The following is a 25,065-nucleotide window of genomic DNA, read 5'->3' on the forward strand; positions in this document are numbered from 1 at the left end:
GCTTGTCTGCAATTGGTATGCACTGCATCATATCGCTTCTTTCCCCATGGACACGGCACCCCACGCCGATGGTCATCGGCATGGCGCGGCCTGCTTCGGAGCATTGCGCTTGAACGAGAACATCCTGTGGTTGCACGAGCTGCGCCTGGCCGACCTGGCCCGCGTGGGTGGCAAGAATTCGTCCCTGGGCGAAATGATCGGCCACCTGGCCAACCTGGGCGTGTCGGTCCCGGGCGGCTATGCGACCACGGCCGAGGCCTTCAAGGCCTTCATCGCCCACAACGATCTGTCCAAGCGCATCTTCGACAAGCTGGCCACGCTGGATGTCGAGGACGTGGCGGCGCTGACGGCCGCCGGCAAGGAGATCCGCGGCTGGGTGATCGACGCGCCGCTGCAGCCTGACCTGGATGCGGACATCCGCACCGCCTACGCCACGCTGTGCGCCGGGAACGGCGGCGGCGAGGTGGCGGTGGCCGTGCGCTCGTCGGCCACGGCCGAAGATCTGCCCGATGCCAGTTTTGCCGGCCAGCAGGAGACTTTCCTCAACGTCACCGGCGCCGACGATGTCGTGCACAAGGTGAAGGAAGTCTTCGCCAGCCTCTACAACGACCGTGCGATCGCCTACCGCGTGCACCACGGGTTCAAGCACGAAGACGTGTTCCTGTCCGCCGGCGTGCAGCTGATGGTGCGCTCGGGCGTGGGCGCCTCCGGCGTGCTGTTCACGCTGGACACCGAATCCGGTTTCCGCGACGTCGTCTTCGTCACCTCCAGCTTCGGCCTGGGCGAGATGGTCGTGCAGGGCGCGGTGAATCCGGACGAGTTCTACGTCTACAAGCCCACGCTCAGGCAAGGCAAGCCGGCCATCCTGCGTCGCTCGCTGGGCGGCAAGGCGCTGCGCATGGTGTATTCGGACGTGCCGGGCGAGCGCGTCAGGACCGAAGACACGCCGGTGGCGCTCCGCAACACCTTCTCCATCAGTGACGCCGACGTGCAGGAGCTGTCGAAGCAGGCGCTGGTGATCGAAGAACACTACGGCCGCCCGATGGACATCGAATGGGCGAAGGACGGCGTGACCGGCAAGCTGTTCATCGTGCAGGCACGTCCTGAAACGGTGAAGTCGCGCGCCAAGGCCACGCAGATCGAACGCTACGCGCTGCAGCAACGCGGTGACGTGATCGCGGAAGGTCGCGCCATCGGCCAGAAGATCGGCAGCGGCGTGGCCCGCGTGGTCCGTTCGCTGGACGACATGGCCCGCGTGCAGCCCGGCGATGTGCTGGTGGCCGACATGACCGATCCCGACTGGGAGCCGGTGATGAAGCGCGCCAGCGCCATCGTCACCAATCGCGGCGGCCGTACCTGCCATGCCGCGATCATCGCGCGCGAGCTCGGCGTGCCGGCCGTCGTCGGCACCGGCAACGCGCTGGACCGGATCGAGGACGGCGTCGAGGTCACCGTCAGCTGCGCCGAGGGCGATACCGGTTTCATCTACGCCGGCAGCCTACCGTTCGAACGCACGACGACCGACCTCGCGGCGATGCCCGAAGCACCGCTCAAGATCATGATGAACGTCGCCAACCCGGAACGCGCGTTCGATTTCGGCCAGCTGCCCAACGCCGGCATCGGCCTGGCGCGCCTGGAGATGATCATCGCCAGCCACATCGGCGTGCACCCGCTGGCACTGCTGGAATACGACCGCCAGGACCTGGATGTCCGCAGGAAGATCGATGCCAAGACCGCAGGCTATGCCGACCCGGTCAGCTTCTATGTCGACCGCTTGGCCGAGGGCATCGCCACGATCACCGCCTCGGTCGCGCCGCACCCGGTGATCGTGCGCCTGTCCGACTTCAAGTCGAACGAGTACGCCAACCTGATCGGCGGCACACGTTACGAACCGCATGAAGAGAACCCGATGATCGGCTTCCGCGGCGCCAGCCGCTATGTCGATCCGTCGTTCGAGCCGGCGTTCGCGCTCGAATGCCAGGCCGTGCGCCGCGTTCGCGACGAGATGGGCCTGGACAACCTGTGGGTGATGATCCCGTTCGTCCGGACGCTGGAAGAAGGCCGCAAGGTCATCGAGGTGCTGGCCAAGCATGGCCTTCGCCAGGGCGAGAACGATCTGAAGATCATCATGATGTGCGAAGTGCCGTCGAACGCGCTGCTTGCCGAAGAATTCCTCGACATCTTCGACGGCTTCTCGATCGGCTCCAACGACCTCACCCAGCTGACGCTGGGCCTGGACCGCGATTCCAGCATCGTCGCCAACCTGTTCGACGAACGGAATCCCGCCGTCAAGAAGCTCCTTTCGATGGCGATCAAGGCAGCGCGTGCCAAGGGCAAGTATGTCGGCATCTGTGGCCAGGGCCCCAGCGATCACCCCGACCTGGCCGAATGGCTGATGGCCGAGGGCATCGAATCGGTGTCGCTGAATCCGGATACCGTGGTCGATACCTGGTTGCGGCTGGCGAAGACGAAGGCGGGTTGATCCGCTGCGATCATCTTCACGCAAACGCGGTTACCATCCTCCTGTAAACCCGGCACGCCCCTGATGGGGCGTGCTGCATTTCAGGAGTCCTGCATGTCCGCGTCCCCCACCACGCCCCCTGCCCTCCCCGACATCCCCACCGAACCGACGGTACTGCTCAACGAGCTGCGCGGTATCGACTGGCTTCAACTGCTGGAAACCTGGGGCCTCAAGCTGCTCGCTGCGGCCGTCATCTTCCTGGTGGGGATGTGGCTGGCCAAGCGGCTGAGCGCGGGGTTGGAACGCGTCCTCGGCCGCACGCACGCGGACGCCACGCTGGGCGGCTTCCTGCGCCGCGCGAGCTACGCCGCCATGATGGTGCTGGTCATCATCACCGCGCTCACCTCGCTGGGGGTGAATCCCACGTCCATGCTCGCCGTACTGGGTGCCGCCGGTCTCGCCGTCGGCCTGGCGCTGAAGGATTCGCTGTCCAACATCGCGTCCGGCGTCATGCTGATCGTGCTGCGTCCGTTCCGCGACGGCGACTTCGTGCAGGCCGGCGGGCTGGAAGGCATCGTCGAAGAAGTCCGCATCTTCCAGACCCGGATGCGTACGCTCGACAATCGCCTGATCGTGCTTCCGAACAGCCTGATCACCACGGCGCCGATCATCAATTTCACCGCCAAGCCGCACCGGCGCATCGACATCCCGGTCGGCGTCGGCTACGACGACGACCTCAAGCAGGCGAAGCAGATCCTGCTGAAGATCGCGCAGGACCATCCTCTCGTGCTGCCGGACCCGGCACCGAGCGTCATCGTGTCCAAACTGAGCGAAAGCAGCGTCGACCTGATCCTGCTGGCGTGGGCGAAGACCAAGGATTTCGGCGAGACGAAGAGCGACCTGACCGAAGCCGTGCGTACCGAGATCATCGGCAACGGGCTCAATATCCCGTACCCGCAGCGCGACCTGCATGTGTACCACCACAACAGCGACGGCACGCCCCTGACCGACATCATCACCAAGGGTGTTGCCGACGATGGAGACGTGGCCAAGCCAACCGTGTAGGAGCGGCTTCAGCCCCGACCACGGCCCGAGGGAGAAGCATCGGGGCTGAAGCCCCTCCTACAGGGCCTCGCCAGCGAGCGCCGCCATGTGCCTGCGGTAGTGGCGCAACTCCTCGATGGAGTCGCGCACGTCACTCAGTGCGGTGTGGCTGGATTGCTTGCGAACTCCTTCCAGCACCTGCGGCGCCCAGCGGCGCGCCAGTTCCTTGAGCGTACTGACATCCAGGTTGCGATAGTGGAAGTACTTCTCCAGCCGCGGCATCAGGCGATGCAGGAAGCGACGGTCCTGGCAGATCGAGTTGCCGCACATCGGGGAGGCGCCAGCGGGCAGCCACTCGTTGAGGAACGCAACAGTCTGCGCTTCGGCCTGGCCCAGGGTCACCTGGCTCTCCACCACCCGCTTCCACAAGCCCGATTTGCCATGCTGGTTGCGGTTCCAGTCGTCCATCGCCTCCAGCACCGCGACCGGGTGCGCGATCGCGAACTCCGGACCTTCGGCAAGCACATTCAGGCGGGAATCGGTGACTACCGTGGCGATCTCCAGGATCGAATCGCGGTCGGTGTCCAGGCCGGTCATCTCCAGGTCGATCCAGATCAGGCGGTCGTTGTGCGTGTTTTGCGATGCCATGCAGCAGTCCGTGACGGAAAGAAGGCCCGGGTATCCACACCGGGGATGCGGGCGTGCCGCATCATGTCATCATAACGCAGACCATTCCCGTGACCGGCCCATGAATCCGACCACCGACCACGCCGTGCTCACCGCGATGCTGGCGCCGGCGTTCTTCCTGACCGCGACCGCATCGTTGTTGCTGTCGGCCAACAACCGTCTTGCACGCATCATCGACCGGGCGCGCACGCTGCTGCGCGAGCTGGCCGACATGGAAGATGACGCGGAGCGCGCCCTGCTGGAAAAGCGCATCGCGCTGCAGCGCCAGCGCAGCCTGATCATCCTGCGCGCTGGCCAGCTTCTCTACGGTGCCATCAGTTGCTTCGTCGGCACCAGCCTGGCGGTGGCGGTGGATACGTTCACCGGACACAGGCTGGGCTCCCTGCCCACTTGGCTTGCGGCCCTGGGGGTTGTGGCCATGCTCGCGGCCAGCCTGCTGCTTGCCCGTGAATCGACACTGGCTGTCACGGCGATCAATGAAGAGATGGACCACCGCAAGGTGAAGCGCAAGGCGCCCCCATCCGCCGGCTAGACCAGGGGACGGCCGCGCTTGGCGCGGAAGTAGTTGGTCAACCGGCGCCCCGCTTCGTCACCCAGTACCCCACCCAGCACCTCCACGCGATGGTTGTGGCGTGGGTCCGCGATCACGTCGAACACGCTGCCGCAGGCACCCGTCTTGGGATCACCGGCACCGTAGACCAGCCGCGCCACGCGTGCATGCACCAGCGCCATCGCGCACATGGCGCACGGCTCCAGTGTGACATACAGCGTGGTGCCGACCAGGCGGTGATTGCCCGATACCCTGCCCGCCTCGCGCATCGCCACGATCTCGGCATGTGCACTGGGGTCATGGTCGAGGATGTTGCGGTTCCAGCCTTCGCCAAGCACATGGCCGTCGGCATCGACCAGCACGGCACCCACAGGGATCTCGTCGAATTCGCGCTCGGCGCGGTCGGCCAGCGCGAAGGCGTGGCGCATCCAGTATTCGTCATCCACGTCGTCGCGTCCTTATCGCCCGCCCCATGCCAGTTCAGGGATTGTCGCCTGCAGCTCCCTCGATGCACAACGGTAAAGTGCGCGGGAACAGGTCGCTCGTCACAGCCAGTGAGACGACATTGAATAGAATCGTCGTGGGGACTCCGCCGATACCACCGACTCGCCTGTGCAAGTGGAGAATTTGCGCGTGCCCCATTCCATCAATCGATCACAAGGATGCGCAAATGTTCAACAAGTTCATTGCAGTGCTCGCCCTGGCCACCCTCGGCGCCCCCGCTCTCGCGCAGGAGGCGGGTACGACCACATGCTCCACCATCATCACATCCCTGCCATACACGATCACCACGCCCGGCTACTACTGTCTGCGCAATGATGCTGTCATCCAGAGCCACTACGGCGTCCACATCGCCTCCAGTGACGTGGTACTCAACTGCCGGGGCCGTAGCATCCAGGCAGAGACGTTGTCAGCCGGCTCGGACGGTATCGCTGGCATGCCCGGATTGGAGAACGTGACCGTGCAGAATTGCGTGGTAAGGAACTTCGACCGGGGGATCACAGCGGGTTACGAGGGTCGCAATACCCAAGTCCTCAACAATCGCGTCGAGAACGTGCTGTCCAACGGCATTGCGGTCTGGGGTCACGACGCCCGCGTGGTAAACAACCGCGTGTCCAATATCCTCCCCGACACCGCCTACCAGGTTGTCGGGATCAGCCTGTTTCCCTTTTCGCCTGAGGTTTCAGCCACCGGCCAGGAAGCTATCAACAACACCATCGCGGGCCTGACGGCCGATTACATGCTAGTGGGCCTGATGATTTCCGGCTCGACCAATCCGCGCCTGGTCAACAATCATGTCCTTGATCTGCGTCGCCGCACGGACACGAATGCCATCGGAATCTGGTTCACCGGCTGGGCGCAGGGCGCGTCCACCACGGGCGGCCAGTTGATCAACAACGCATTGATGATGCGCGAGCCCGGGGTGTCGGGACTCTCGGGCCAACCCGCACTTTGCAAGGGAAACACCTCGGTAGGCATCACCGTGTCGGGCTTCGAGTCCTGCCTGGTGCACGCAGACAACACCACCATCCAGTGACGCGTCAGACCGCCGGAAGGGATTCCGGCGGATTTCCTCGCGGCGGCGGCCATGTGCCGCCGCCATCCATCATTCCCACTCGATCGTCGCTGGCGGCTTGCCCGAGATGTCGTAGACCACGCGCGAGACGCCACGCAGTTCGTTGATGATGCGATTGGAGACCGTACCCAGGAAGTCGTACGGCAGGTGCGCCCAGTGCGCGGTCATGAAGTCGATGGTTTCGACTGCGCGCAGCGCGATGACCCACTCGTAGGCACGTGCGTCGCCCACCACACCCACCGACTTGACCGGCAGGAATACCGCGAACGCCTGCGAGGTCTTGTCGTACAGGTCGGCCTTGCGCAGTTCGTCGATGAAGATCGCATCCGCCTTGGCCAGCAGTTCGGCGTACTCCGGCTTCACCTCGCCCAGGATGCGTACACCCAGGCCGGGGCCGGGGAACGGATGGCGGTAGACCATCGTGCGCGGCAGGCCGAGTTCCACACCCAGGCGGCGCACTTCATCCTTGAACAGTTCGCGTAACGGCTCCACCAGGCCCAGCTTCATGTGCTCGGGCAGGCCACCGACGTTGTGGTGGCTCTTGATGACGTGCGCCTTGCCGGTCTTGCTGCCGGCCGACTCGATCACGTCCGGGTAGATCGTGCCCTGCGCCAGCCACTTGGCGTTCTTCAGCTTGTTCGATTCTTCCTCGAATATCTCGACGAACAGGTTGCCGATGATCTTGCGCTTGGCTTCGGGATCGTCAACACCCTTCAGCGCGGTGAAGTAACGGTCGGCGGCATTGACGCGCACGACCTTCACGCCCATGTGCTCGGCAAACATCGCCATCACCTGGTCGCCTTCCTGCCAGCGCAGCAGGCCGGTGTCGACGAACACGCAGGTCAGCTGTTCACCGATGGCCTTGTGCAGCAGCGCCGCGACAACCGACGAATCCACGCCGCCCGACAGGCCCAGGATCACTTCATCGGAACCGACCTGATCGCGCACGCGGGCGATCTGGTCGTCGATGATGTTGGCGGCCGTCCACAACGTCTTGCAGCCGCAGATCTCCGCGACGAACCGGCGCAGCAGCGTCTGGCCCTGCTTGGTGTGCGTCACTTCCGGATGGAACTGTACGCCGTACCAGTGTTTCTCTTCCAGCGCCATCGCCGCAACCGGGATGCGGTCGGTGGTGGCGGTGATCGTCCAGCCCGGCGGCGCTTTCGCGACGTGGTCGCCGTGGCTCATCCACACGTCGATACGCGGCGCGCCCTGGTGATCGCTCAGGCCGCCCAGCAGTGCGTCATGCGCGACCAGCTGCACCTCGGCATGACCGAATTCGCGTGCATCGGCGGCTTCCGTTGCGCCGCCCAGCTGCGCGGCCAGCGTCTGCATGCCATAGCAGATGCCCAGGATCGGCAGCCCGCTATCGAACACCTGCTGCGGTGCTGCGGGCGCGCCGTTCTGCGTGGTCGATTCCGGGCCACCGGACAGGATGATGCCCTTGGCGCCGAACTTCGCGATCTCCTCGGGATCGTGGTCCCATGCCCAGATCTCGCAGTAGACGCCGATCTCGCGGATGCGGCGGGCGATCAGCTGCGTGTACTGGGCGCCGAAGTCGAGGATGAGGATCTTGTCGGTATGGATGTTGGTCATGGTGTCCTGCGGCTACAAAAACGAAGAAGGGAAACGCTGGCGTCTCCCTTCTCCGGCAACGATCAGCCCATCCGGTAGTTCGGTGGCTCTTTGGTGATCTGCACGTCGTGCACGTGGCTCTCGCGCTGGCCGGCGCCGGTGATGACCACGAACTTCGGCTTGCTGCGCATCTCCTCGATGGTCGCGCAGCCCACGTAACCCATCGTGGCACGGAGGCCTCCGACCAGTTGGTGGATGATGCCGCCGACCGAACCACGATAGGGCACGCGTCCCTCGATGCCTTCCGGCACCAGCTTGTCGGCGTCGCTGGCGTCCTGGAAATAGCGGTCCTTGGACCCCTTTTCCATCGCACCCAGGCTGCCCATGCCGCGGTAGCTCTTGTAGCTGCGGCCCTGGAAGAGTTCGACTTCGCCCGGCGCTTCCTCGGTGCCGGCGAACAGGCCGCCGATCATCACCGTGGATGCGCCCGCGGCGATCGCCTTGCCGATATCGCCCGAGTAGCGGATGCCGCCGTCGGCGATCAGCGGGATGCGGTCCTGCAGGGCTTCGGCCACCATGTCGATGGCGGTGATCTGCGGCACGCCCACGCCGGCCACCATGCGGGTGGTGCAGATGGAGCCCGGGCCCACGCCGACTTTCACCGCGTCGGCACCGGCATCCATCAGCGCGAGCGCGGCATCGCCGGTAACGATGTTGCCGCCGATGACCTGCAGCGACGGGAAGCGCTTCTTGACCCAGCTCACGCGGTCCAGGACGCCCTGCGAATGGCCGTGCGCGGTATCCACGATGATCACGTCCACGCCCGCAGCCACCAGCGCTTCGACGCGCTGGTCGGTGTCGCCGCCCACGCCGACGGCAGCACCCACCATCAGGCGGCTGGAACTGTCCTTGGCGGCATTGGGGTTGTCGGTCTTCTTCTGGATGTCCTTGACGGTGATCAGGCCGCGCAGGTCGAAGGCATCATTGACCACCAGGACCTTCTCGATGCGGTGCTTGTGCAGCAGTTGCAGCACTTCGCCATCGCTGGCGCCTTCCTTCACCGTGATGAGGCGATCCTTCTTGGTCATGATGTGGCGGACCGGATCGTCCAGCTTCGTTTCGAAGCGCATGTCGCGGCTGGTGACGATGCCGACCAGCTGGCCGCCATCGACCACCGGCACGCCGGAGATGTTGCGCGCGCGGGTGAGCTTGAGCACTTCGGCGATCGTGGTTTCGGGCCCGACGGTGAAAGGCTCCTTGATCACGCCGGCTTCGAACTTCTTGACCTTGGCCACTTCGGCGGCCTGCTGTTCGACGGTCAGGTTCTTGTGCAGGATGCCGATGCCGCCCAGCTGGGCCATGGCGATGGCCAACCGCGCCTCGGTGACGGTATCCATCGCCGCCGAGACGATCGGCAGCTTCAACCGCAGGTCGCGCGTCAGCCGCGTTTCCAGGTTGACGTCCTTGGGCAGGACGGTGGAATGGGCGGGGACGAGGGAGACGTCGTCGTACGTCAGTGCTTCAGCCTGGATGCGCAGCATCGGCGGGCCCGGATAGTTGGGGAAGCGCGGCATTATACCCTGATCGAAGGGGCTTCCGCCTGCTGCCGCAACTGGAACGATGCTTTCCCGGTGCCGCCCTGTGTCTGTGGGAGCGACGTAAGTCGCGATGAGGGAATCGGATGGCTTCATCGCGACTTGCGTCGCTCCCACATCCAGACAGAACGCCGCTCAGGGGCCCGCTTCGGCGGCTTCCAGCGTGTTCTGCATCAGCGTGGCGACGGTCATCGGCCCCACGCCGCCCGGGACGGGGGTGATCCAACTGGCCCGCTCCGCGGCCGCATCGAAGCCCACGTCGCCCACCAGCCGGCCATCCTCGAGCCGGTTGATACCCACATCGATCACCACGGCGCCCGGCTTGACCCATTCGCCGGGGACCAGGCCGGGCTTGCCCGCCGCCACCACGAGGATGTCGGCGTCGCCGACCCGGGCCTGCAGCACGTCGCGCGGGGTGAACTTGTGGCAGCTGGTGACGGTGCAACCGGCGATCAGCAGTTCCAGCGCCATCGGCCGGCCGACGTGGTTGCTGACGCCGACGATCGTGGCGTTCTGGCCCCTTACCGGGCGGTCCGTATACGCGAGCAGCGTGGTGATGCCGCGCGGCGTGCAGGGACGCAGGCCGAACTGCCGCAGCGCCAGATGGCCGACGTTGGCGGGATGGAACCCGTCCACGTCCTTGCGCGGATCGATGCGCTCGATCAGGCGGGTCGCATCCGGAATGCCGGGCAGCGGCAGCTGGACCAGGATGCCGTGGATCTTCGGATCGGCATTCAGCTGATCGATCAGGTCCAGCAGTTGTGCCTCGGTGGTGCCTTCCGGCATGTCGTAATCGTAGGCGGCGATGCCCACCTTTTCGGCCGCACGCCGCTTGTTGCGAACATAGACCGTGGAAGCCGGGTCACCGCCGACCAGCACCACCGCCAGGCCCGGCCGCGCCTGGCCCGCAGCCACCCGCGCGTCCACCCGGACCTTCAGTTGGTCCAGCAGGTTTTCGGCAATGCGGCGGCCGTCCAGGATTCGGGCAGTCATGGGAGCGTGGGGTGTAGAGTCGATGCATATTGTCCCCGATTCCTTCCCCATGTTGTAGGAGCGCCTCGTGGGCGCGATGCTGTTCCCCTTCGTCTCGAGGCATCGTGCCCATGGGACGCTCCCACGGATCAAGACCATGACCGATACCACAGCCCTCGAGGCGGCCGCGTTCCGCCGCCTGCTCAAGCACCTCAATACCGACCGCACCGACGTGCAGAACATCGACCTGATGATCCTGGCCGGCTTCTGCCGCAACTGCCTGGCCGACTGGTACCGCGAGGCCGCCGTGGAGGCGGGCATCGCGATGGACAAGGAGCAGGCGCGCGACGTGATCTACGGCATGCCGTTCGCCGAATGGAAGGCGCAGCACCAGCGCGACGCCACGCCCGAACAGCTGGCCGCCTTCAAAGCGGCGCAGGAGCGGCATGGGTAAGCGCGGCCGTCGCATGCTGCTCTGGTCGACGGCGATCGCCGCAGCCTGCTATCTCGCCGCCTGCGCGTTGCTCTATTCGCAGCAACGCCGGTTGATCTACTACCCGCAGCTCACCCGGGTGGAACCCGCGCAAACCGATATCGCCCTCGCCCGCCCCGGCGCCACGTTGCGTGGCTGGGTGGTCAATCCGGGGCGCCGGGATGCCGTCCTGTACTTCGGAGGAAACGCCGAATCGGTGCAGGCCAACCGGGACGACCTTGCCCGTTGGCTTCCCGGCCATACGGCGTATCTTTTCGCGTACCGCGGCTACGGCGCCAGTGACGGCTTGCCCAGCGAGGCGGCATTGCTGGCGGACGCGCTCGCGCAGTTCGACGACGTGGCTCGACGGCACCCGGGTGGGCAGGTCTCCGTGGTCGGGCGCAGCCTCGGCAGCGGAGTCGCCACGCATGTCGCCGCGGAACGGACGGTGCCACGGCTGGTGCTGGTCACGCCCTTCGACAGCCTGGCCGCCGTGGCGCAATCGCACTACCCCGTCTTTCCGGCACGATGGCTGCTACGCGACCACTACGACTCGTCGCAGCGCCTGCCGCGCCATCGGGGTGAGCTGCTGGTGCTGCGGGCGGGACGGGATGTGGTGGTGCCGCCCGCAAACACCGACCGGCTGCTCAAAGCCTTCAAGGGCCGTGCGCTGATCGTGGACTTCCCGCACGCGGGCCATGACGATCTGTCACTGGACCCCCACTACTGGCCTGCCTTCAGCGACTTCCTCGAAACCGGCGCGGACTGAGCGCGCCGGCTACTCCTCTTCTTCCTCGCCGATGATCTCGGCGGCTTCCTCGTTGAGCGCCCTCGCCTCGCGCTTGGGCTTGGTGAAGGGCGTCGGCGTGGGCTTGGCGGGCCTGGCGTTGCCGTAGAGCGCCGGGATGCCGGACCTGAGGTCACCGCCCGCAATCTCCAGTTCCAGGCGTTCCGCATCCCGCCGACGGATTTCCAGTGCGATCGTCTCGGCGTCCTCGGGCGATATGCCCACGCTCGCCAGCGCCGCCTTGCCGAACTCCACCGCGGATTCGAACGTCTCCCGGATCTGGAAATCCACGCCTGCGGCGATCAGCGCCAGCGAGTGCTCACGGTCGAACGAGCGCACCAGCACCTGCGCCTGCGGGAACTCGTGCTTGACCAGTTCCACGATGCGGTTGGCCGCTTCCTTGTCGTCGATGCAGATGGCGATGGATTGGGCCGTCTGCGCGCCGCATGCACGCAGCACGTCCAGTCGCGTGCCATCGCCGTAGTAGATCTTGAAGCCGAATTCCTCGGCGCTGCGGATCATCTCGATGTCGGTATCGATGATGGTGACGTCCACGTCGCGCGCCAGCAGCGACTGGCTCATCACCTGGCCGAAGCGGCCGAAGCCGATGATCAGCACGCTGCCGCTGAGGCCTTTCGCCTCCTCGATGCCTTCCATCGAGGGCTGCTCCGGATGGGTGAACCGGCGCAACAGCAGCACGAACAGCGGCGTCAGCGCCATCGACAGCACCACGATGGCGGTGAGGTTGGCGTTGACGGTTGCGTCGATGATGCCGGCCGCAGCGGCGGCGGCGAACAGCACGAAGGCGAACTCGCCGCCTTGCGCCATCAGCACCGCGCGGTCGAGCGCTTCGGCATGCGAACTGCGGGTGACGCGCGCGACCATGTAGATGCAGGCGGCCTTGACGGCCATCATCGCAAGCACCGCGCTGACGATGAGCGGCCAGTTGGCCGCCACCACGCCCAGGTCCAGCGCCATGCCCACGCCCAGGAAGAACAGTCCCAGCAGGATGCCGCGGAAGGGTTCGATGTCGGCTTCGATCTGGTGACGGAAGGTCGACTCGGACAACAGCACGCCGGCCAGGAAAGCGCCCATCGCCATCGACAGGCCACCCAACTGCATCAGCAACGCGGCACCCAGCACCACCAGCAACGCGGCGGCGGTCATCACTTCGCGCGCCTTGGCCGCAGCGAGGATGCGGAAGAAAGGGTTCAGCAGCCAGATGCCGGCGGCGATCAGCCCGGCCAGCGACGCGACACCGATGCCGATCGCGATCCAGCGCGAGCCCTCCTGCGGCTCCACCACCTGGGGCGACATGAAGGCGACCAGCACCAGCAACGGTACGATCAGCAAGTCTTCGAACAGCAGGATCGATACCACCTTCTGGCCATGCGGCAACGCGACGTCGCCCCGTTCCGCCAGCAGTTGCATGACCACCGCCGTGGAGGTCAGCACGAAGCCCATGCCACCGATGAACGACACCGCCAGCGGGTAGCCGAACACCAGGCCCACGCCGGTCAGCAATACCGTACAGACCACGATCTGCAGCGTTCCCAGCCCGAAGATCTGCTTGCGCAGGCTCCACAGATGGCTGGGCCGCATTTCCAGGCCGATCACGAACAGGAACATCACCACGCCGAGTTCGGCAACGTGCAGGATGGACTGCGGATCGGAGAACCACTTCAGACCGAACGGACCTATCACGAGGCCGGCGGCGAGATATCCCAGCACCGATCCCAGGCCCAGGCGCCGGAAGATCGGCACGGTCACGACGGCGGCACCCAGCAGGGCGACGACACTTACCAGTTGGCTGGCACCGGATTCTGCACTCATGCGGGCAGTCTACCGGATGGATGCGCCCGCTCTACCGGCCCGGTGCCTTCATGGCCAGCCATGCGCCCGCTGCCACCGGTACCGCGAAGATCAGCAACTGGATGGGCAACTCTTCCTGCAGCGAGTAACCGTGCGACATGCCCGTACGCAGGTTCCAGAGCACGGCGAGCAACCAGCCCAGGCTGAAAAATACCGCTGCAGCGCGACGTCTGGCTGGCTTGGCCAGCCACATCGCAAAGCCCACAACCAGCAGGCCGATAACGATGAAGATCAAGGTCCGCACGGTGTGGTCCTCCCCGGGAACTGGCTCGCGCGGGGCAGCCCGCGCGCCCACATTACCGCACTCCAGTACCACGCTTCCGGTCCGGGAACGGGCCACGCAACCCGACCCCAGACACGCTCACTTGGTGGTGTAGCCGCCGTTGATGAGGATGGTCTGCCCGGTGATCCACCAGCCGTCGCTCACCAGGTGGCGGATGAAGGGCACCACGTCTTCGATGTCCGTCAGGCCGGTCTTGCTGCTGGGCGAAAGCGCGGCCGCACTCTTGTGGTAGGCGACGGCGTCGGCGCCTTCGGCTGGATAGAAGAACGGTGTATCCATGGGGCCGGGGCCGACGGCCGTCACCGAGATGCCGCGTGCGCCGAATTCCTTGGCCGCAGCGCGGGTGAAGTGTTCCACCGGCGCCTTGGTGCCTGCGTATGCCGCATAGAACGGGGTGAACGCGCCAAGAAGCGATGTGACCAGGGTGCACACCTTGCCGTTGTCATTGAGGTGCCTGCCGGCCTCCTTCAGGAAGAAGAACGCGGTCTTGGCATTGACCGCCGCCATGTCGTCGTACTCGGCTTCGGAAATGTCGGCCATCGGTTTCTTCAGCACCTTGCCGATCGTGTTGATGGCGATGTCGGGGCGCCCGACTGCCGCGACCGCATCGGTGAACAGCCGCTCCATGGCCCCGGCGGTGGTCAGATCACCCTGCAGCGCGACGGCCTTTGCGCCAGTCCGCTCGATGGCAGCGACAGTGGCCTCTGCCTGGGCCGTGCTGGCCGCGCTGTTGTAGTGAATGGCAATGGCACGGGCACCCTGCGCGGCGAGGTCGCGGGCGATCAGGCCGCCCAGATTCTTGGCACCGCCGGCGATCAGGACGACTTTGCCGCGGATGGAATGGTCGGTCATGGGAATTTCCTTCAGGGGGCGATAGGGGCGGTCGACTGCAGGGAGCGCCAGCGGTAGGCAGTCCCGCTCGACGCCACTAAGATGCGTGCGAAGCGGCTCGCCTGGCTTTCACGATGTCCCGTCCACTGTCAAATTCTCCGGTGCCCGATGGCCCGCACGATGGCTGGCAATCGTCGTATGACGCGGCCAACCACGCGTCTGAAGGGACGCCGCAATACCGGGTGCTTGCGCAGGCGCGTTGGCCCGGCGTGGAACTGCTGGTCTGCCGCGAGGACATCCGCCAGCGCACGCTGTGGGCGATCGACCAACCGCGCCACACGGTCATCGTCCACCTGGGCGGCACCATGCGCGAGCTGGATACCGAGATCGATGGCGCCGGCGCCACCCATGCGCCTCCGTCGCCGGGCGACATCTGGCTGATCCCCGCGAAAAGACGCTATGCCAGTCAGGCGAAGGGACAGGTCATCACCTACGCCGAGTTGCGGCTGTCCCCGCTCGCCGAGGTGGACGTGGGCAACGGACAGCGCGCCCTCATTGAAGACCTGATGCCGCGCCTGGGCCATCGCGACGAATTTCTCCACTACAGCGTGGCCCGACTCGGGCGCCTGAGCCAGCAGGACGACGACCTGTCGGTGATGATGGCCGAACGCCTGCAACTGGTCCTGCGGCAACACCTGTACGACGGCTACCGCTTGCCCGTGATGCGCGCGCCCGCATCGGCCCGGCTCGCGCCGCGCGCCGCGCGCCAGCTGTGCGATCACATCGAGGCCTGCCTGGACCAGCGCATCACGCTGGCCGAACTGGCGATGCTGGTGGACATGAGCGTGCACCAGTTGCTGATCGCATTCCGGCGCGACTTCGGCACCACGCCCGCGCAGTACATCTTGGCTCAGCGTCTTCGCCGGGCCCGTTGGCATCTGCTCAACAGCAACGCCGACATCGCGAACATCGCCATCGACTGCGGTTTCGCCAGCCACAGCCACCTCAGCGCGGCATTCAAGCGCGATACGGGCATCACCCCGCGTCAGTTCCGCGACGGGCTGCGCATGCGCGCGATGGAGTGATCAGGCCGGCGCGCGGCAGAACGCGGGGTAGTCGATGTAGCCGGGGAACGGCAGATCGAGCGCGCACACCGCGCAGTCCGGGTCGTGCCGTAACCGGGTTTCGCGGAAGCGCATGGACAGCGCGTCGAAGTGAAGCAACCGGCCCGTCAGCGGGTCGCCGATACCCAGCAGCAATTTGATGACTTCGGTGGCCTGCAGCAGTCCGATCACGCCGGGCAGCACGCCCAGCACGCCGGCTTCGGCGCAGTTGGGGGCGAACTCCGGTGGCGGCGGTTCCGGGAACAGGCAGCGGTAACAGGGCGCATGGCCACGATGGCGGCCGGCATCGAACACACTCACTTGCCCCTCGAAGCGTTGCACCGCGCCATACACCAGCGGCTTGCCCAGCTTCACGCAGGCATCGTTGAGCAGGTAGCGCACCGGGAAGTTGTCGGCCCCATCCAGCACCACGTCCACGCCCTCCAGCAGGCGTTCGACATTGTCCACCGTGACGCGCTCGGCCACGGCTTCGACCCGGGTGCGCGGATTGAGTGCAGTGAGCGTTGCCTGCGCGGAGGCGACCTTGGTCTGGCCCACCCGCGCTTCGGTATGCAGGATCTGGCGCTGCAGGTTGCTGCGGTCGACCACGTCATCGTCCGCGATGCGCAGCTGCCCTACCCCGGCGGCGGCAAGATAGAACGCCGCAGGGGATCCGAGGCCGCCCGCCCCGATCATCAGCACGCGCGACTGCTGCAGGCGCAGCTGGCCCGCCGCGCCCACTTCGGGCAACAGCAGGTGTCGGGAATAGCGCTCGTTGAAGTCGCGGGCGTCATCGGACAGGACGGGCATGACGACCGGGCGCCCTTCTTCGATCCAGCGCGACGTTCCGCCTGCGACGGAGAACACTGCCGTATAGCCGGCGGCTTCCAGCACGCGCGCAGCCTCCATCGATCGCCCGCCCTTCTGGCAGACCAGCACGATGCTGGCGTCACGATCCGGCAGGTGGGCGAAAGGATCGGCTTCCAGCTGCGCCTTGGGAATGCCACGCGCACCCTCGGCCTGGCCGCTGGCACGCTCGTGGTCTTCGCGTACATCGATGAAGACGCTGCCTTGCGCAAGCAGCGGGGCGACGTGTTCGGGAAGGATTTCGCGGATGGCCATGGCGTGATTATTGCGCAACTCGCCACGCGGGCCGCTTCAGCAACCGATCACGTCCACGACGTCGCCCGCCGAATAGTCGCGCGCGCCTTCGGGCAGGACGATCAGTGCATTGCTGTCGGCGACCGCGCGCAACTGGTGGGAAGCATCCGCGGCGTTGGGCATGACCTGCAATCGTCCATCGTCCCCGCTTTCCATCCATCCTCGCAGGAATTCCAGGCGCTCGTGCGTCTTGCGCCAGGGCGCCCGCAACACCGCCTTCCATTGCGGACGAGGCTCACGACGACGCTGCAGGCCATCCAGCAGGGCCCGCCCGAGCGTCAGGAACGTGGCCAGCGAGGACACCGGATTGCCCGGCAGGCACAGGAACAGAGCCCGGTCCATCTCGCCGAACAGCACCGGCATCCCGGGCTTCATGCGTACCCTCCAGAAATGGATGCGACCCCGCGCTGCCAACAGTGCGGGCAGATGATCCTTCTCGCCGGCGGACACGCCGCCGCAGGTGATGACGACATCGAACGCGGCAGCGGCGTCGGCCAGCGCGGTACTCATGCGCTCCGGTTCGTCGGGAAGCGTCGGCCAGGCGGTCGGCTCCAGCCCTTCCGCGCGCAGCAGGCCCATCAGCAGTTCGCGATTGCTGTTGTAGATCTGGCCGGGCGCCAGCGGCAGCCCGGGTTCCACCAGTTCGTCGCCGGTCGTGAACACGGCCACGGTCGGGCGTTGTGCGACTGCCAGCGAGGCTATCCCCAGCCCGGCGGCCAACGACACCCGGGCCGGCGTCAATACCTGACCACCGGCGAGCACGCGTGTGCCCGCCTGCACGTCTTCGCCCGCGCGCCGCACATCCGCGCCGGGCCGCAGGCCGGCCGGCACACGCACCATGCCGTCGTGCAGGGTGCAGTCTTCCTTGATGGCGACGGTGTCCGTACCCGCAGGCAGCGGCGCGCCCGTGGTGATGCGGACGCATTCCCCGGCGCCGACCTGCATGGCCTGCAGTCGGCCGGCGAACTGTTCACCGGCCAATCGCAACAGGGTGTCTTCCCCCGGCAGCAGGCTGGCGTGGGCGAAGGCGAAGCCATCCATACGGCTGTTATCGAACGGCGGCAACGGGAGGGGGGCGGTAATGTCCTCGACCAGCACCCGGCCGCTGGCGCGGGTGACGGCGATGCGCTCCGGGCCCAGCATCCGGTTGCCAGCGACCTGCCGGATGATCTGTCCGGCTTCGGCGAAGCCGATGCGAGACGGGTATCCGGTCACTTGCCGCGCTTGACGTGCCGGATCAGGCGGCGCTTCTTCGCGATCTGTTTTTCCGTCAGCACGTTCTTCTTGCCTTCGTAGGGGTTGGCGCCCTCGCGGAAGATGAAGCGCACCGGCGTACCGACCAGCTTGAAGCGCTTGCGGAAGAAGTTCTCCAGGTACCGCTTGTACGACTCCGGCAACACCTTCAGGCGCGTGCCATGGACGATGAAGGTCGGCGGATTGGCGCCGCCCGGATGCACGTAGCGCAGCTTGGAAACGTGGCCACGGATGCTCGGCGGCGGGTTGGTCTCGTACGCGACTTCCAGCGCCTTGTTGACTTCGCTGGTGCCGAACTCCTTGGTCGCCGACGCATGCGCGCGGTGGATGGCCTTGAACAGTTCACGCAGGCCGGAGCCGTGCAGCGCGGAAATGCGGACCACTTCGGCCCACTCGACGAACCCCAGCTTGCGTGCCAACAGCGCTTCCGCCTGTTCGCGCTGGTAGGTCGTCAGCCCGTCCCATTTGTTGATCCCCACGACCAGCGCGCGGCCCGCATCGAGCACGGCGCCCAGCACGCTGGCATCCTGGTCGGTGACGCCTTCGGTCGCATCCAGCAGCAGCACGGCCACCTGGCACTGCTCGATGGCCTGCAGCGTCTTGACCACGCTGAACTTCTCGACGGCCTCCTCCACCTTGCCCTTGCGTCGCAGGCCGGCGGTGTCGATCAGGCGGTACTGGCGACCGTCGCGCTCCATGTCCACGGCAATCGAGTCGCGCGTGGTGCCCGGCACCTCGGAGGCGATCATGCGTTCTTCGCCCAGCAGGCGATTCACCAGCGTGGACTTGCCCACGTTGGGGCGGCCCACGAAGGCGACCCGCATGCGGTCGGGATCGTCGTCCAGTCCGGCAGTGGCACCTTCTTCGGGCAACCGCTGGTGGACTTCCTCCAGCAGGTCGTCGATGCCCTGCCGGTGCGAAGCCGAGATCGTGATGACGTCGGAGAAGCCGTAGCGGGCGAAATCCGCCAGCGCTGTGGTCTCGTTGATGCCATCGATCTTGTTGATGACCAGCAGCGTGGGGCGCGCGGCCTTGCGCAGCCAGGCCAGGATCTCGTCGTCGAGCGCGGATGCGCCTTCACGGCCATCGACGATGAACAACACCAGGTCGGCCTCTTCGGCCGCCGCACGTGCCTGGCGTGCCGTGGCACCGGCCAGGCCCTCTTCCTCACCGGCGATGCCGCCGGTATCGACGACCAGGAAAGGGTCGTCCTCGTCGAGTCGGCAGACGCCGTAGTTGCGATCGCGCGTCACGCCGGGCTGGTCATGCACCAGGGCGTCACGACTGCGGGTCAGCGCGTTGAACAGGGTGGATTTGCCGACGTTGGGACGACCCACCAGGGCGACGAGGGGCAACATGCAGAGGCAACCGGAAAGGAAAATGTTGCCGGAGGCGTGTCGCCGCGCGCAGGGCACGGCCGCTCCGGTCTGGCAACGGGCCGCCATGGTATCGGAATACGCCCCCTTCCGCGAAAAAGGGCCGCAATGCGGCCCTTTCCGGCAAGACAGGAGTGGGCCGGCCCACTCCTTCGGACGGGGTTACTTGAACCCGAAGGCAGTCAGGCCGCCTTCCACATCCTGTACCAGCAGGATGCCGTCGGCGACGACAGGCTTGCCACGCAGGGCTTTGCCCCCCACGCGGGCGCGCGCCGCGACCTCGCCATTGTCCGTCTTCAGCCAATGCAGATAGCCGTCGTAGTCACCGACCACGGCGTAATCGCCATGGATGGTGGGTGCCGTCAGCGAGCGTCGCGCGAGGGTGGTGTTGGACCACAAGGCGCTGCCGCTGTACTTGTCCAGCGCCCAGACGGTACCCGTCGGATCGGCCACCATGACCGCGCTGCTGGTGACCGCCAGGCCACCCGCGCCGCCATTATCGCGCGTCCACAAGGGGCGACCCGAAGGACCTTCCAGCGCAACCGTCTCCATCTTGTAGCTGGTGGCATACAACGTGGTGCCTTCAAGCACCGGGGCGCCATCCACATCGGCCATGCGCTCGAGTTCGCTGCGGCCTTCCGGCGTACCTACCGCCTGCGTCCACATGGGACGACCATCGCCCGCCGACAGTGCGGTGACCGTGCCGTCGTCGCTGCCTGCGAACACGACGCCCGGACCGACCACGACCGGCGCGTTGCCTCGAACGGTCAGGCTGGGAAGCTCGTTGGTCCAGAACCAGCGGCGCTCGCCGTTTGCCGCATTCAATGCCGTGACGCGGCCATCATTGCTGCGCACGTAAACCAGGTCCGTCCCGATCGCTGGCGCCGCAATGACTTCGTTCGGCACCTTCACCTGCCATTTCTCGGCACCAGTGGCGGCGTCCAGCGCGATGACCTGGCCGTCCAGTGTTCCCACGACCACCAGGCCTTGGCCTGCACCTGGACCACCCGACAGTCGCAAGTCGGATTTGTACTGCCATACCTGCTTGCCCGTCTGGAGATCGAAGGCACGTACGCCGCCTTCGACCGCAGCGGCATATACCCGACCACCGTCCACCACAGGCGCCTGCTGGATGCCCAGTCGATCCTCGCCTTTGCCGGCATTCGCGCTCCAGAGCTTGGACACCGACACCGATTGCGTGATGTCGACCAGTTCCGCTGGATCGGTCGGCTTCTCGTCGGGCTTGTCGTCGCCGTCGAACCAGCCCTTTACCGTACTGCAGCCCCCCAGGGCGCCGATCAGGAGTGCTGCCGTCAGGAGACGGACGGGAAAACCATGGGTAAGCTTCATGCAGCGTCTCCGCTCTTGGGCGGCGTGCCGCCGGCGTGGATGAGTTTCAGCTCCACGAGCCGACGCTGGGGGGATACCACATCGAGCGTCGTCAACGCACGCGTGTACGCATCCTGCGCTTCCTTCAACTTGCCTGCAGCCAGCAGCGCGTCGCCACGGACTTCCAGGCTCGATGCATCATCGGCCTTCTCCAGCAGCTTCAATGCATCGTCGTGCTTGCCGGTATCGATCAGCAGGCGCGCCAGGCGCAGGTTCACAAGCGGCCGCAGCGAATCGACCGGCGTCAGGCCGCGCAACGTGGCGATGGCGGCATCACGCTCGCCCGCCTGGATCTGTGCCTTGGCCAGCTGGAGACCGGCCACATCGGCGTACAGCTCGTCTTCCTTCATGAGCGAATCGACGGCGCCCTTGGCCTGCTTCAGGTCGCCCTTCGACAGATCCTCGACAGCCGCCTGGTATGCCTGGTAGGCCTGTTCCTTCTTGCCCGCCTGGCTCTTCTGCCACCACTGCCAGCCGAAGATGACACCCAACCCCAGGATCACGCCCCCCAGCAGGCCGGCACCATTGTTACGGAGCCAGCTACGGACGCGTTCGCTTTGTTCGTGCTCGTCGAGCAGATCATCAATCGCCATGCGCTCTCTTGCCCCGTCGAGGCGGGGTCTTGGTCTTTAGTTGGACAAACCCGCGCGCGGGTCAGTCACCGACCGGCGCTAGGGAACCCTCAGAGGATACCGTAAAGCGCGCAACATTCGCTCGCTGGTACGGTGCCAGATTCACCGTACTACCGGCATGCTGAACCTCGACCGCCGTGGCATCGCCCAACTTGATGCGGCCGACTTCACCCCTCGCGTACGTGCGTTCTTCGCCCGCCCGGATCAGCGCATGCTCGACCTTGCGGCCAGCGGGATCATTGACTTCGACCCAGCTGTCACCCTTGAACGTCAGCGTCAGCCACGAGGCCGCCGCGCGCGGCAGTGGCGCCAGTGACGCCACATATGGCGTCGCCTGAGGCCTGGCGACCGGGGTGTTCCCTTCCCTCTCGCCTGGCGAACCCGACGCGCTCGGCACGACGTCCAGCGACGCGGTCGCCGCATCCGGTGCCGGTCCGGAGGTCGGACGCAAGGCCATCCACACCGGCGTTGCGATCACGAGCGTCAACACGACGTACACCGCACGCCGCTTGAAGCTCTCGAAGAAATACTGGAAGTGCGGCGTATGGCTGTGGCTGACCAGTTCTACCGGCTTCGATACCACCGCTTCCGCCTGCTGCAGGAAGGGTTCGACATCCACCTTGAGGAGGCGACCGTAACTGCGCAGCTGCCCGCGCACGAACACCGCCCCACCTGACTGGTCCCACTGCCCGCCTTCGAGGGCGTGCAGCACCTTCAATGGCATCTTCAGGCGCTGGCTGACCTCCTGCAACGACAGGCCGGCCTGCTCACGCGCCAATCTCAGCGCCTCACCGCACCCCTGCGGCGGCGCCACTCCCCCACCTACCGTGTCCATCATGGCCCTGCATTTCCCCCAGAGTTGACGTCCTGCGCGTCGGGGAACTCCGCCCGAATCCGCTGAACATATCGACTGGCAGCGGCCTTGTCGCCGAGTCTATCCTCGATTTGTGATGCGAGTTTCAACACCGCGGCAGTCGCTGGCCCCGAAGCCAGCCTGCGCTCGATGAAGGCACGTGCCGGCAGATAGTGCTGCCGGTCGAATTCCAGCTCCGCCATCGCGCCAAGAGCGGTCGTGTTGGACGGGTCGCGCGACAGGGCCAGACGCAGGTCGCGCTCGGCCCTTTCGGTCTGTCCGCTGGTCAGGGCGCAACTGCCGGCATTCGCCATCGCTAGCACGGGCGTCGCATAGCCGGGCGCCTGGACCGCGCGGTCGAACCAGACCAATGATTCGGCCGCCGCACCATTGGCGCACAACCAGGCCCCGTAGTTGTTCTGGGCCGCGCCCTGCCCGGGCGCCAGCTCCGCCGCACGGCGGTACAGCTGGCCGGCCTCCTGGGCCCGCCCGCGCCGGTCTTCAATCACCGCCAGGAGGGTGGTGGCATCCACCGAGCCGGGATCCAGCTTGAGTGCGGAGCGCACATCCTTCTCCGCGGGATCGAGCTCGCCGGCATGCAGGCGCTGGGTGGCGCGCGCGAGCATCGTCTGCACCGACTGGCGGCGCTTGACCTCCGGACTGTCCTTGACCGAGTACTCGGGCGCGACCTGCTGTCCGGAGAGGGACTCCATCTTGCCCTTGGGGCGAACGAAGGTGAGGCGACTGCAGGCGGTGGCCAGCAGGAGAGGGATCAGCAGCAGGCAGATCGCCTTATGCCGCATCGTCGATGCCCTGTTCCTGCAATTGCCGGCGGAACTCGGCCTGGCGGCGCGTACGGTCCATCACCTGGCCCTTCAACTGGCCGCAGGCGGCATCGATGTCGTCACCGCGCGTGCGGCGGACCATCGTCAGCACCTGAGCGTCGAGCAGCAGTTTCTGGAACGCGCGGATTTCATCTTCCGGAGAGCGCTCGTAGCGCGTGCCCGGGAACGGATTGAACGGAATCAGGTTGACCTTGCCGGCATCCTTCAACTGCGCGGCGTTGCTGAACTTGCGCATCAGCTGGGCCAGCTGGCGTGCGTGTTCGGGCTGGTCGTTGACGCCCTTCATCAAGGTGTACTCGAACGTCACCGAATCGCGCTTCTTGTTCGCACGCAGGTAGCGCACGCAAGACGCCATCAGCTCGGCGATCGGGTACTTCTTGTTGAGCGGCACGAGCTGCTCGCGCAGTGCGTCGTTGGGCGCGTGCAGCGAGACCGCCAGCGACACGTCGGTCTCGGTGGACAGCCGGTCGATCATCGGCACCAGGCCGGAGGTCGACAGCGTGACGCGCTTGCTGGCCAGGCCGTAGCCCAGGTCGTCGCGCATGATGTTCATCGCACGCACGACATTGTCGAAGTTGAGCAGCGGCTCGCCCATGCCCATCATCACCACGTTGGTGAGGCGACGGTTCTGCGCAGGCACGTTGCCCAGGTGGCGCGCTGTCACCCACACCTGACCGATGATCTCGGCGGTGGTTAGGTTGCGATTGAAGCCTTGGGTAGCCGTGGAGCAGAACGTGCAGTTCAGCCCGCAGCCCACCTGCGACGACACGCACAGCGTGCCGCGGCTCTTGTCGGGGATGTACACGGTTTCGACGGCATTCTTGCCATCAACCCCCATGCCGAGCAGCCACTTGTGGGTGCCGTCGGTGGAGGGCTTGTCGAACACCACCTGCGGCACGACAACCTCGGCATGCTCCTGCAGCTTGGCGCGCAGGTTCTTGCCTAGGTCCGTCATCTGGTCGAAGTCGGTGACGTAGCGGTGGTGGATCCACTTCATCACCTGGTGGGCGCGGAACTTCTGCTCACCGAGCTTTCCGATGAAGAACTGCTCAAGGCCCTCGCGATCTAGGTCCAGCAGGTTCTGTTTCGCCGGCACGGACGCACCGATGGCCACGGACGGTGCGTCCGTGGCCATTTTCAGTTCGATCGGTGGCAGTTCGTGGCTGCTCATCACTCTTCGCTCAGCGCGAGAACACTTCGGTGGCGGCGAAGAAGTACGCGATCTCGATGTTCGCGTTCTCGACCGAATCCGAGCCGTGTGCGGCGTTGGCATCGATGGAATCGGCGAAGTCGGCGCGGATCGTGCCCGGCGCGGCGTCCTTCGGATTGGTGGCACCGAGGATGTCGCGATGCTTCAGCACGGCGTTCTCGCCTTCCAGCACCTGGATGGCGACCGGACCGGAGATCATGAACTCGACCAGTGCATTGAAGAACGGACGTTCGCGATGCACGGCGTAGAAACCTTCGGCCTCACGGCGCGACAGGTGCTTCATCTTCGAGGCGACGATCTTCAGGCCGTTCTTTTCGAAACGGGCATAGATTTCGCCGATGACGTTCTTGGCGACGGCATCGGGCTTGACGATCGACAGGGTGCGCTCCAGCGCCATGGGGATTTTCTCCGTTGGGCGGGCCACTGAAGGCCCAAGGTTAACATGAAAAACCCGCGTCGAAACGCGGGCTTAGACCAGAAAGCGTAGCGAGATTCTAACGTATCCCAGCGCAGGATGCAGCCTGCGTCACAGGCCGA

The 25,065-nt window shown here is 65.8% G+C and carries 24 protein-coding genes; 7 read left to right on the forward strand and 17 right to left on the reverse strand.

All coding sequences use genetic code 11. The features are described from left to right. Window positions 1-109: 109 nt before the first annotated feature. Together ppsA and WBN46_RS13495 are read left to right on the forward strand one after the other, a co-directional pair. Window positions 110-2,482, forward strand: a complete 2,373-nt coding sequence (gene ppsA, locus WBN46_RS13490) for a phosphoenolpyruvate synthase (protein ID WP_337732016.1) — start codon at window positions 110-112, stop codon at window positions 2,480-2,482. Between the two features lie 93 nt (window positions 2,483-2,575). Then, window positions 2,576-3,526: a mechanosensitive ion channel domain-containing protein gene (locus WBN46_RS13495; RefSeq protein ID WP_337732017.1), complete on the forward strand. Its 951-nt coding sequence runs from the start codon at window positions 2,576-2,578 to the stop codon at window positions 3,524-3,526. 57 nt (window positions 3,527-3,583) lie between these two features. Here WBN46_RS13495 and orn read toward each other — a convergent pair whose 3' ends face one another. Continuing rightward, window positions 3,584-4,153, reverse strand: coding sequence for an oligoribonuclease (gene orn / locus WBN46_RS13500; RefSeq protein ID WP_337732018.1), 570 nt, complete (start codon window positions 4,151-4,153; stop codon window positions 3,584-3,586). A gap of 100 nt (window positions 4,154-4,253) precedes the next feature. On the opposite strand from orn, the gene WBN46_RS13505 reads away from it, so the two are divergent. Then, window positions 4,254-4,724, forward strand: coding sequence for a DUF2721 domain-containing protein (locus WBN46_RS13505; protein ID WP_337732019.1), 471 nt, complete (start codon window positions 4,254-4,256; stop codon window positions 4,722-4,724). On the opposite strand, the gene tadA is transcribed toward WBN46_RS13505, so the two are convergent. Continuing rightward, window positions 4,721-5,188, reverse strand: a complete 468-nt coding sequence (gene tadA, locus WBN46_RS13510) for a tRNA adenosine(34) deaminase TadA (protein WP_337732020.1) — start codon at window positions 5,186-5,188, stop codon at window positions 4,721-4,723. The genes WBN46_RS13505 and tadA overlap by 4 nt on opposite strands. A gap of 224 nt (window positions 5,189-5,412) precedes the next feature. Between tadA and WBN46_RS13515 the strand changes: the two genes are divergently transcribed. Continuing rightward, on the forward strand, window positions 5,413-6,279 hold the full coding sequence (locus WBN46_RS13515) for a right-handed parallel beta-helix repeat-containing protein (RefSeq protein WP_337732021.1): 867 nt from the start codon (window positions 5,413-5,415) through the stop codon (window positions 6,277-6,279). A gap of 69 nt (window positions 6,280-6,348) precedes the next feature. On the opposite strand, the gene guaA is transcribed toward WBN46_RS13515, so the two are convergent. The 3 genes from guaA to folD form a co-directional block, all read right to left on the reverse strand. After that, a complete protein-coding gene (gene guaA / locus WBN46_RS13520; protein ID WP_337732022.1) occupies window positions 6,349-7,914 on the reverse strand; it encodes a glutamine-hydrolyzing GMP synthase in 1,566 nt (521 codons plus the stop codon). A 62-nt stretch (window positions 7,915-7,976) separates the two neighbouring features. After that, window positions 7,977-9,434: an IMP dehydrogenase gene (gene guaB / locus WBN46_RS13525; RefSeq protein ID WP_192202786.1), complete on the reverse strand. Its 1,458-nt coding sequence runs from the start codon at window positions 9,432-9,434 to the stop codon at window positions 7,977-7,979. Between the two features lie 189 nt (window positions 9,435-9,623). Next, window positions 9,624-10,481 (reverse strand): bifunctional methylenetetrahydrofolate dehydrogenase/methenyltetrahydrofolate cyclohydrolase FolD, encoded by an 858-nt coding sequence (gene folD / locus WBN46_RS13530; protein WP_337732023.1) that lies wholly within the window; start codon window positions 10,479-10,481, stop codon window positions 9,624-9,626. Window positions 10,482-10,617: 136 nt separating this feature from the next. Between folD and WBN46_RS13535 the strand changes: the two genes are divergently transcribed. After that, window positions 10,618-10,914: a DUF1244 domain-containing protein gene (locus WBN46_RS13535; protein WP_337732024.1), complete on the forward strand. Its 297-nt coding sequence runs from the start codon at window positions 10,618-10,620 to the stop codon at window positions 10,912-10,914. Further along, a complete protein-coding gene (locus WBN46_RS13540; protein ID WP_337732025.1) occupies window positions 10,907-11,701 on the forward strand; it encodes an alpha/beta fold hydrolase in 795 nt (264 codons plus the stop codon). Before WBN46_RS13535 ends, WBN46_RS13540 begins: the two co-directional genes overlap by 8 nt. Before the next feature lie 9 nt (window positions 11,702-11,710). On the opposite strand, the gene WBN46_RS13545 is transcribed toward WBN46_RS13540, so the two are convergent. The 3 genes from WBN46_RS13545 to WBN46_RS13555 form a co-directional block, all read right to left on the reverse strand. After that, window positions 11,711-13,552: a monovalent cation:proton antiporter-2 (CPA2) family protein gene (locus WBN46_RS13545; protein ID WP_337732026.1), complete on the reverse strand. Its 1,842-nt coding sequence runs from the start codon at window positions 13,550-13,552 to the stop codon at window positions 11,711-11,713. A 31-nt stretch (window positions 13,553-13,583) separates the two neighbouring features. Beyond that, window positions 13,584-13,826, reverse strand: coding sequence for a hypothetical protein (locus WBN46_RS13550; RefSeq protein WP_337732027.1), 243 nt, complete (start codon window positions 13,824-13,826; stop codon window positions 13,584-13,586). Window positions 13,827-13,952: 126 nt separating this feature from the next. Further along, the gene (locus WBN46_RS13555; protein ID WP_337732028.1) at window positions 13,953-14,726 is read right to left on the reverse strand and encodes an SDR family oxidoreductase; all 774 of its coding nucleotides are present in this window, start codon (window positions 14,724-14,726) and stop codon (window positions 13,953-13,955) included. 113 nt (window positions 14,727-14,839) lie between these two features. Between WBN46_RS13555 and WBN46_RS13560 the strand changes: the two genes are divergently transcribed. Beyond that, the gene (locus WBN46_RS13560; RefSeq protein ID WP_337732029.1) at window positions 14,840-15,790 is read left to right on the forward strand and encodes an AraC family transcriptional regulator; all 951 of its coding nucleotides are present in this window, start codon (window positions 14,840-14,842) and stop codon (window positions 15,788-15,790) included. On the opposite strand, the gene moeB is transcribed toward WBN46_RS13560, so the two are convergent. From moeB to ndk, 9 genes are all read right to left on the reverse strand, one after another. After that, window positions 15,791-16,930 carry a molybdopterin-synthase adenylyltransferase MoeB gene (moeB, locus tag WBN46_RS13565; protein ID WP_337732030.1) on the reverse strand — a complete coding sequence of 380 codons (1,140 nt, stop codon included), beginning with the start codon at window positions 16,928-16,930 and terminating at the stop codon, window positions 15,791-15,793. 36 nt (window positions 16,931-16,966) lie between these two features. After that, window positions 16,967-18,184 carry a gephyrin-like molybdotransferase Glp gene (gene glp / locus WBN46_RS13570; protein ID WP_337732031.1) on the reverse strand — a complete coding sequence of 406 codons (1,218 nt, stop codon included), beginning with the start codon at window positions 18,182-18,184 and terminating at the stop codon, window positions 16,967-16,969. Continuing rightward, complete coding sequence (gene der / locus WBN46_RS13575; RefSeq protein WP_337732032.1) at window positions 18,181-19,581, reverse strand: ribosome biogenesis GTPase Der; 1,401 nt, start codon at window positions 19,579-19,581, stop codon at window positions 18,181-18,183. Before der ends, glp begins: the two co-directional genes overlap by 4 nt. A gap of 180 nt (window positions 19,582-19,761) precedes the next feature. Continuing rightward, window positions 19,762-20,949 (reverse strand): outer membrane protein assembly factor BamB, encoded by a 1,188-nt coding sequence (gene bamB / locus WBN46_RS13580; RefSeq protein ID WP_337732033.1) that lies wholly within the window; start codon window positions 20,947-20,949, stop codon window positions 19,762-19,764. Further along, window positions 20,946-21,581 carry a tetratricopeptide repeat protein gene (locus WBN46_RS13585; protein WP_337732034.1) on the reverse strand — a complete coding sequence of 212 codons (636 nt, stop codon included), beginning with the start codon at window positions 21,579-21,581 and terminating at the stop codon, window positions 20,946-20,948. Before WBN46_RS13585 ends, bamB begins: the two co-directional genes overlap by 4 nt. 61 nt (window positions 21,582-21,642) lie before the next feature. Beyond that, a complete protein-coding gene (locus tag WBN46_RS13590; protein ID WP_337732035.1) occupies window positions 21,643-22,458 on the reverse strand; it encodes a RodZ domain-containing protein in 816 nt (271 codons plus the stop codon). Continuing rightward, window positions 22,455-23,186: a type IV pilus biogenesis/stability protein PilW gene (gene pilW, locus WBN46_RS13595; protein ID WP_337732223.1), complete on the reverse strand. Its 732-nt coding sequence runs from the start codon at window positions 23,184-23,186 to the stop codon at window positions 22,455-22,457. Before pilW ends, WBN46_RS13590 begins: the two co-directional genes overlap by 4 nt. Before the next feature lie 79 nt (window positions 23,187-23,265). Next, entirely contained in the window at window positions 23,266-24,453 is a 1,188-nt protein-coding gene (gene rlmN / locus WBN46_RS13600; protein ID WP_192202788.1) for a 23S rRNA (adenine(2503)-C(2))-methyltransferase RlmN, read from the reverse strand. 46 nt (window positions 24,454-24,499) lie between these two features. Further along, entirely contained in the window at window positions 24,500-24,925 is a 426-nt protein-coding gene (ndk, locus tag WBN46_RS13605) for a nucleoside-diphosphate kinase (protein WP_162337947.1), read from the reverse strand. Window positions 24,926-25,065: the final 140 nt, after the last annotated feature.

Origin of the sequence: Pseudoxanthomonas sp. CCNWLW251 (assembly GCF_037402255.1) — a bacterium.
Lineage (GTDB): Bacteria > Pseudomonadota > Gammaproteobacteria > Xanthomonadales > Xanthomonadaceae > Pseudoxanthomonas_A.

Coding starts and splice junctions, on each gene's coding strand:
- rlmN (WP_192202788.1), bottom strand. CDS start 24,453: ATGGCCACGGACGCACCGTCCGTGGCCATCGGTGCGTCCGTGCCGGCG.
- orn (WP_337732018.1), bottom strand. CDS start 4,153: ATGGCATCGCAAAACACGCACAACGACCGCCTGATCTGGATCGACCTG.
- WBN46_RS13545 (WP_337732026.1), bottom strand. CDS start 13,552: ATGAGTGCAGAATCCGGTGCCAGCCAACTGGTAAGTGTCGTCGCCCTG.
- WBN46_RS13540 (WP_337732025.1), top strand. CDS start 10,907: ATGGGTAAGCGCGGCCGTCGCATGCTGCTCTGGTCGACGGCGATCGCC.
- moeB (WP_337732030.1), bottom strand. CDS start 16,930: ATGGCCATCCGCGAAATCCTTCCCGAACACGTCGCCCCGCTGCTTGCG.
- WBN46_RS13555 (WP_337732028.1), bottom strand. CDS start 14,726: ATGACCGACCATTCCATCCGCGGCAAAGTCGTCCTGATCGCCGGCGGT.
- WBN46_RS13560 (WP_337732029.1), top strand. CDS start 14,840: ATGTCCCGTCCACTGTCAAATTCTCCGGTGCCCGATGGCCCGCACGAT.
- WBN46_RS13505 (WP_337732019.1), top strand. CDS start 4,254: ATGAATCCGACCACCGACCACGCCGTGCTCACCGCGATGCTGGCGCCG.
- ndk (WP_162337947.1), bottom strand. CDS start 24,925: ATGGCGCTGGAGCGCACCCTGTCGATCGTCAAGCCCGATGCCGTCGCC.
- WBN46_RS13590 (WP_337732035.1), bottom strand. CDS start 22,458: ATGATGGACACGGTAGGTGGGGGAGTGGCGCCGCCGCAGGGGTGCGGT.
- guaB (WP_192202786.1), bottom strand. CDS start 9,434: ATGCTGCGCATCCAGGCTGAAGCACTGACGTACGACGACGTCTCCCTC.
- WBN46_RS13585 (WP_337732034.1), bottom strand. CDS start 21,581: ATGGCGATTGATGATCTGCTCGACGAGCACGAACAAAGCGAACGCGTC.
- folD (WP_337732023.1), bottom strand. CDS start 10,481: ATGACTGCCCGAATCCTGGACGGCCGCCGCATTGCCGAAAACCTGCTG.
- WBN46_RS13495 (WP_337732017.1), top strand. CDS start 2,576: ATGTCCGCGTCCCCCACCACGCCCCCTGCCCTCCCCGACATCCCCACC.
- der (WP_337732032.1), bottom strand. CDS start 19,581: ATGTTGCCCCTCGTCGCCCTGGTGGGTCGTCCCAACGTCGGCAAATCC.
- WBN46_RS13515 (WP_337732021.1), top strand. CDS start 5,413: ATGTTCAACAAGTTCATTGCAGTGCTCGCCCTGGCCACCCTCGGCGCC.
- pilW (WP_337732223.1), bottom strand. CDS start 23,186: ATGGAGTCCCTCTCCGGACAGCAGGTCGCGCCCGAGTACTCGGTCAAG.
- WBN46_RS13535 (WP_337732024.1), top strand. CDS start 10,618: ATGACCGATACCACAGCCCTCGAGGCGGCCGCGTTCCGCCGCCTGCTC.
- guaA (WP_337732022.1), bottom strand. CDS start 7,914: ATGACCAACATCCATACCGACAAGATCCTCATCCTCGACTTCGGCGCC.
- bamB (WP_337732033.1), bottom strand. CDS start 20,949: ATGAAGCTTACCCATGGTTTTCCCGTCCGTCTCCTGACGGCAGCACTC.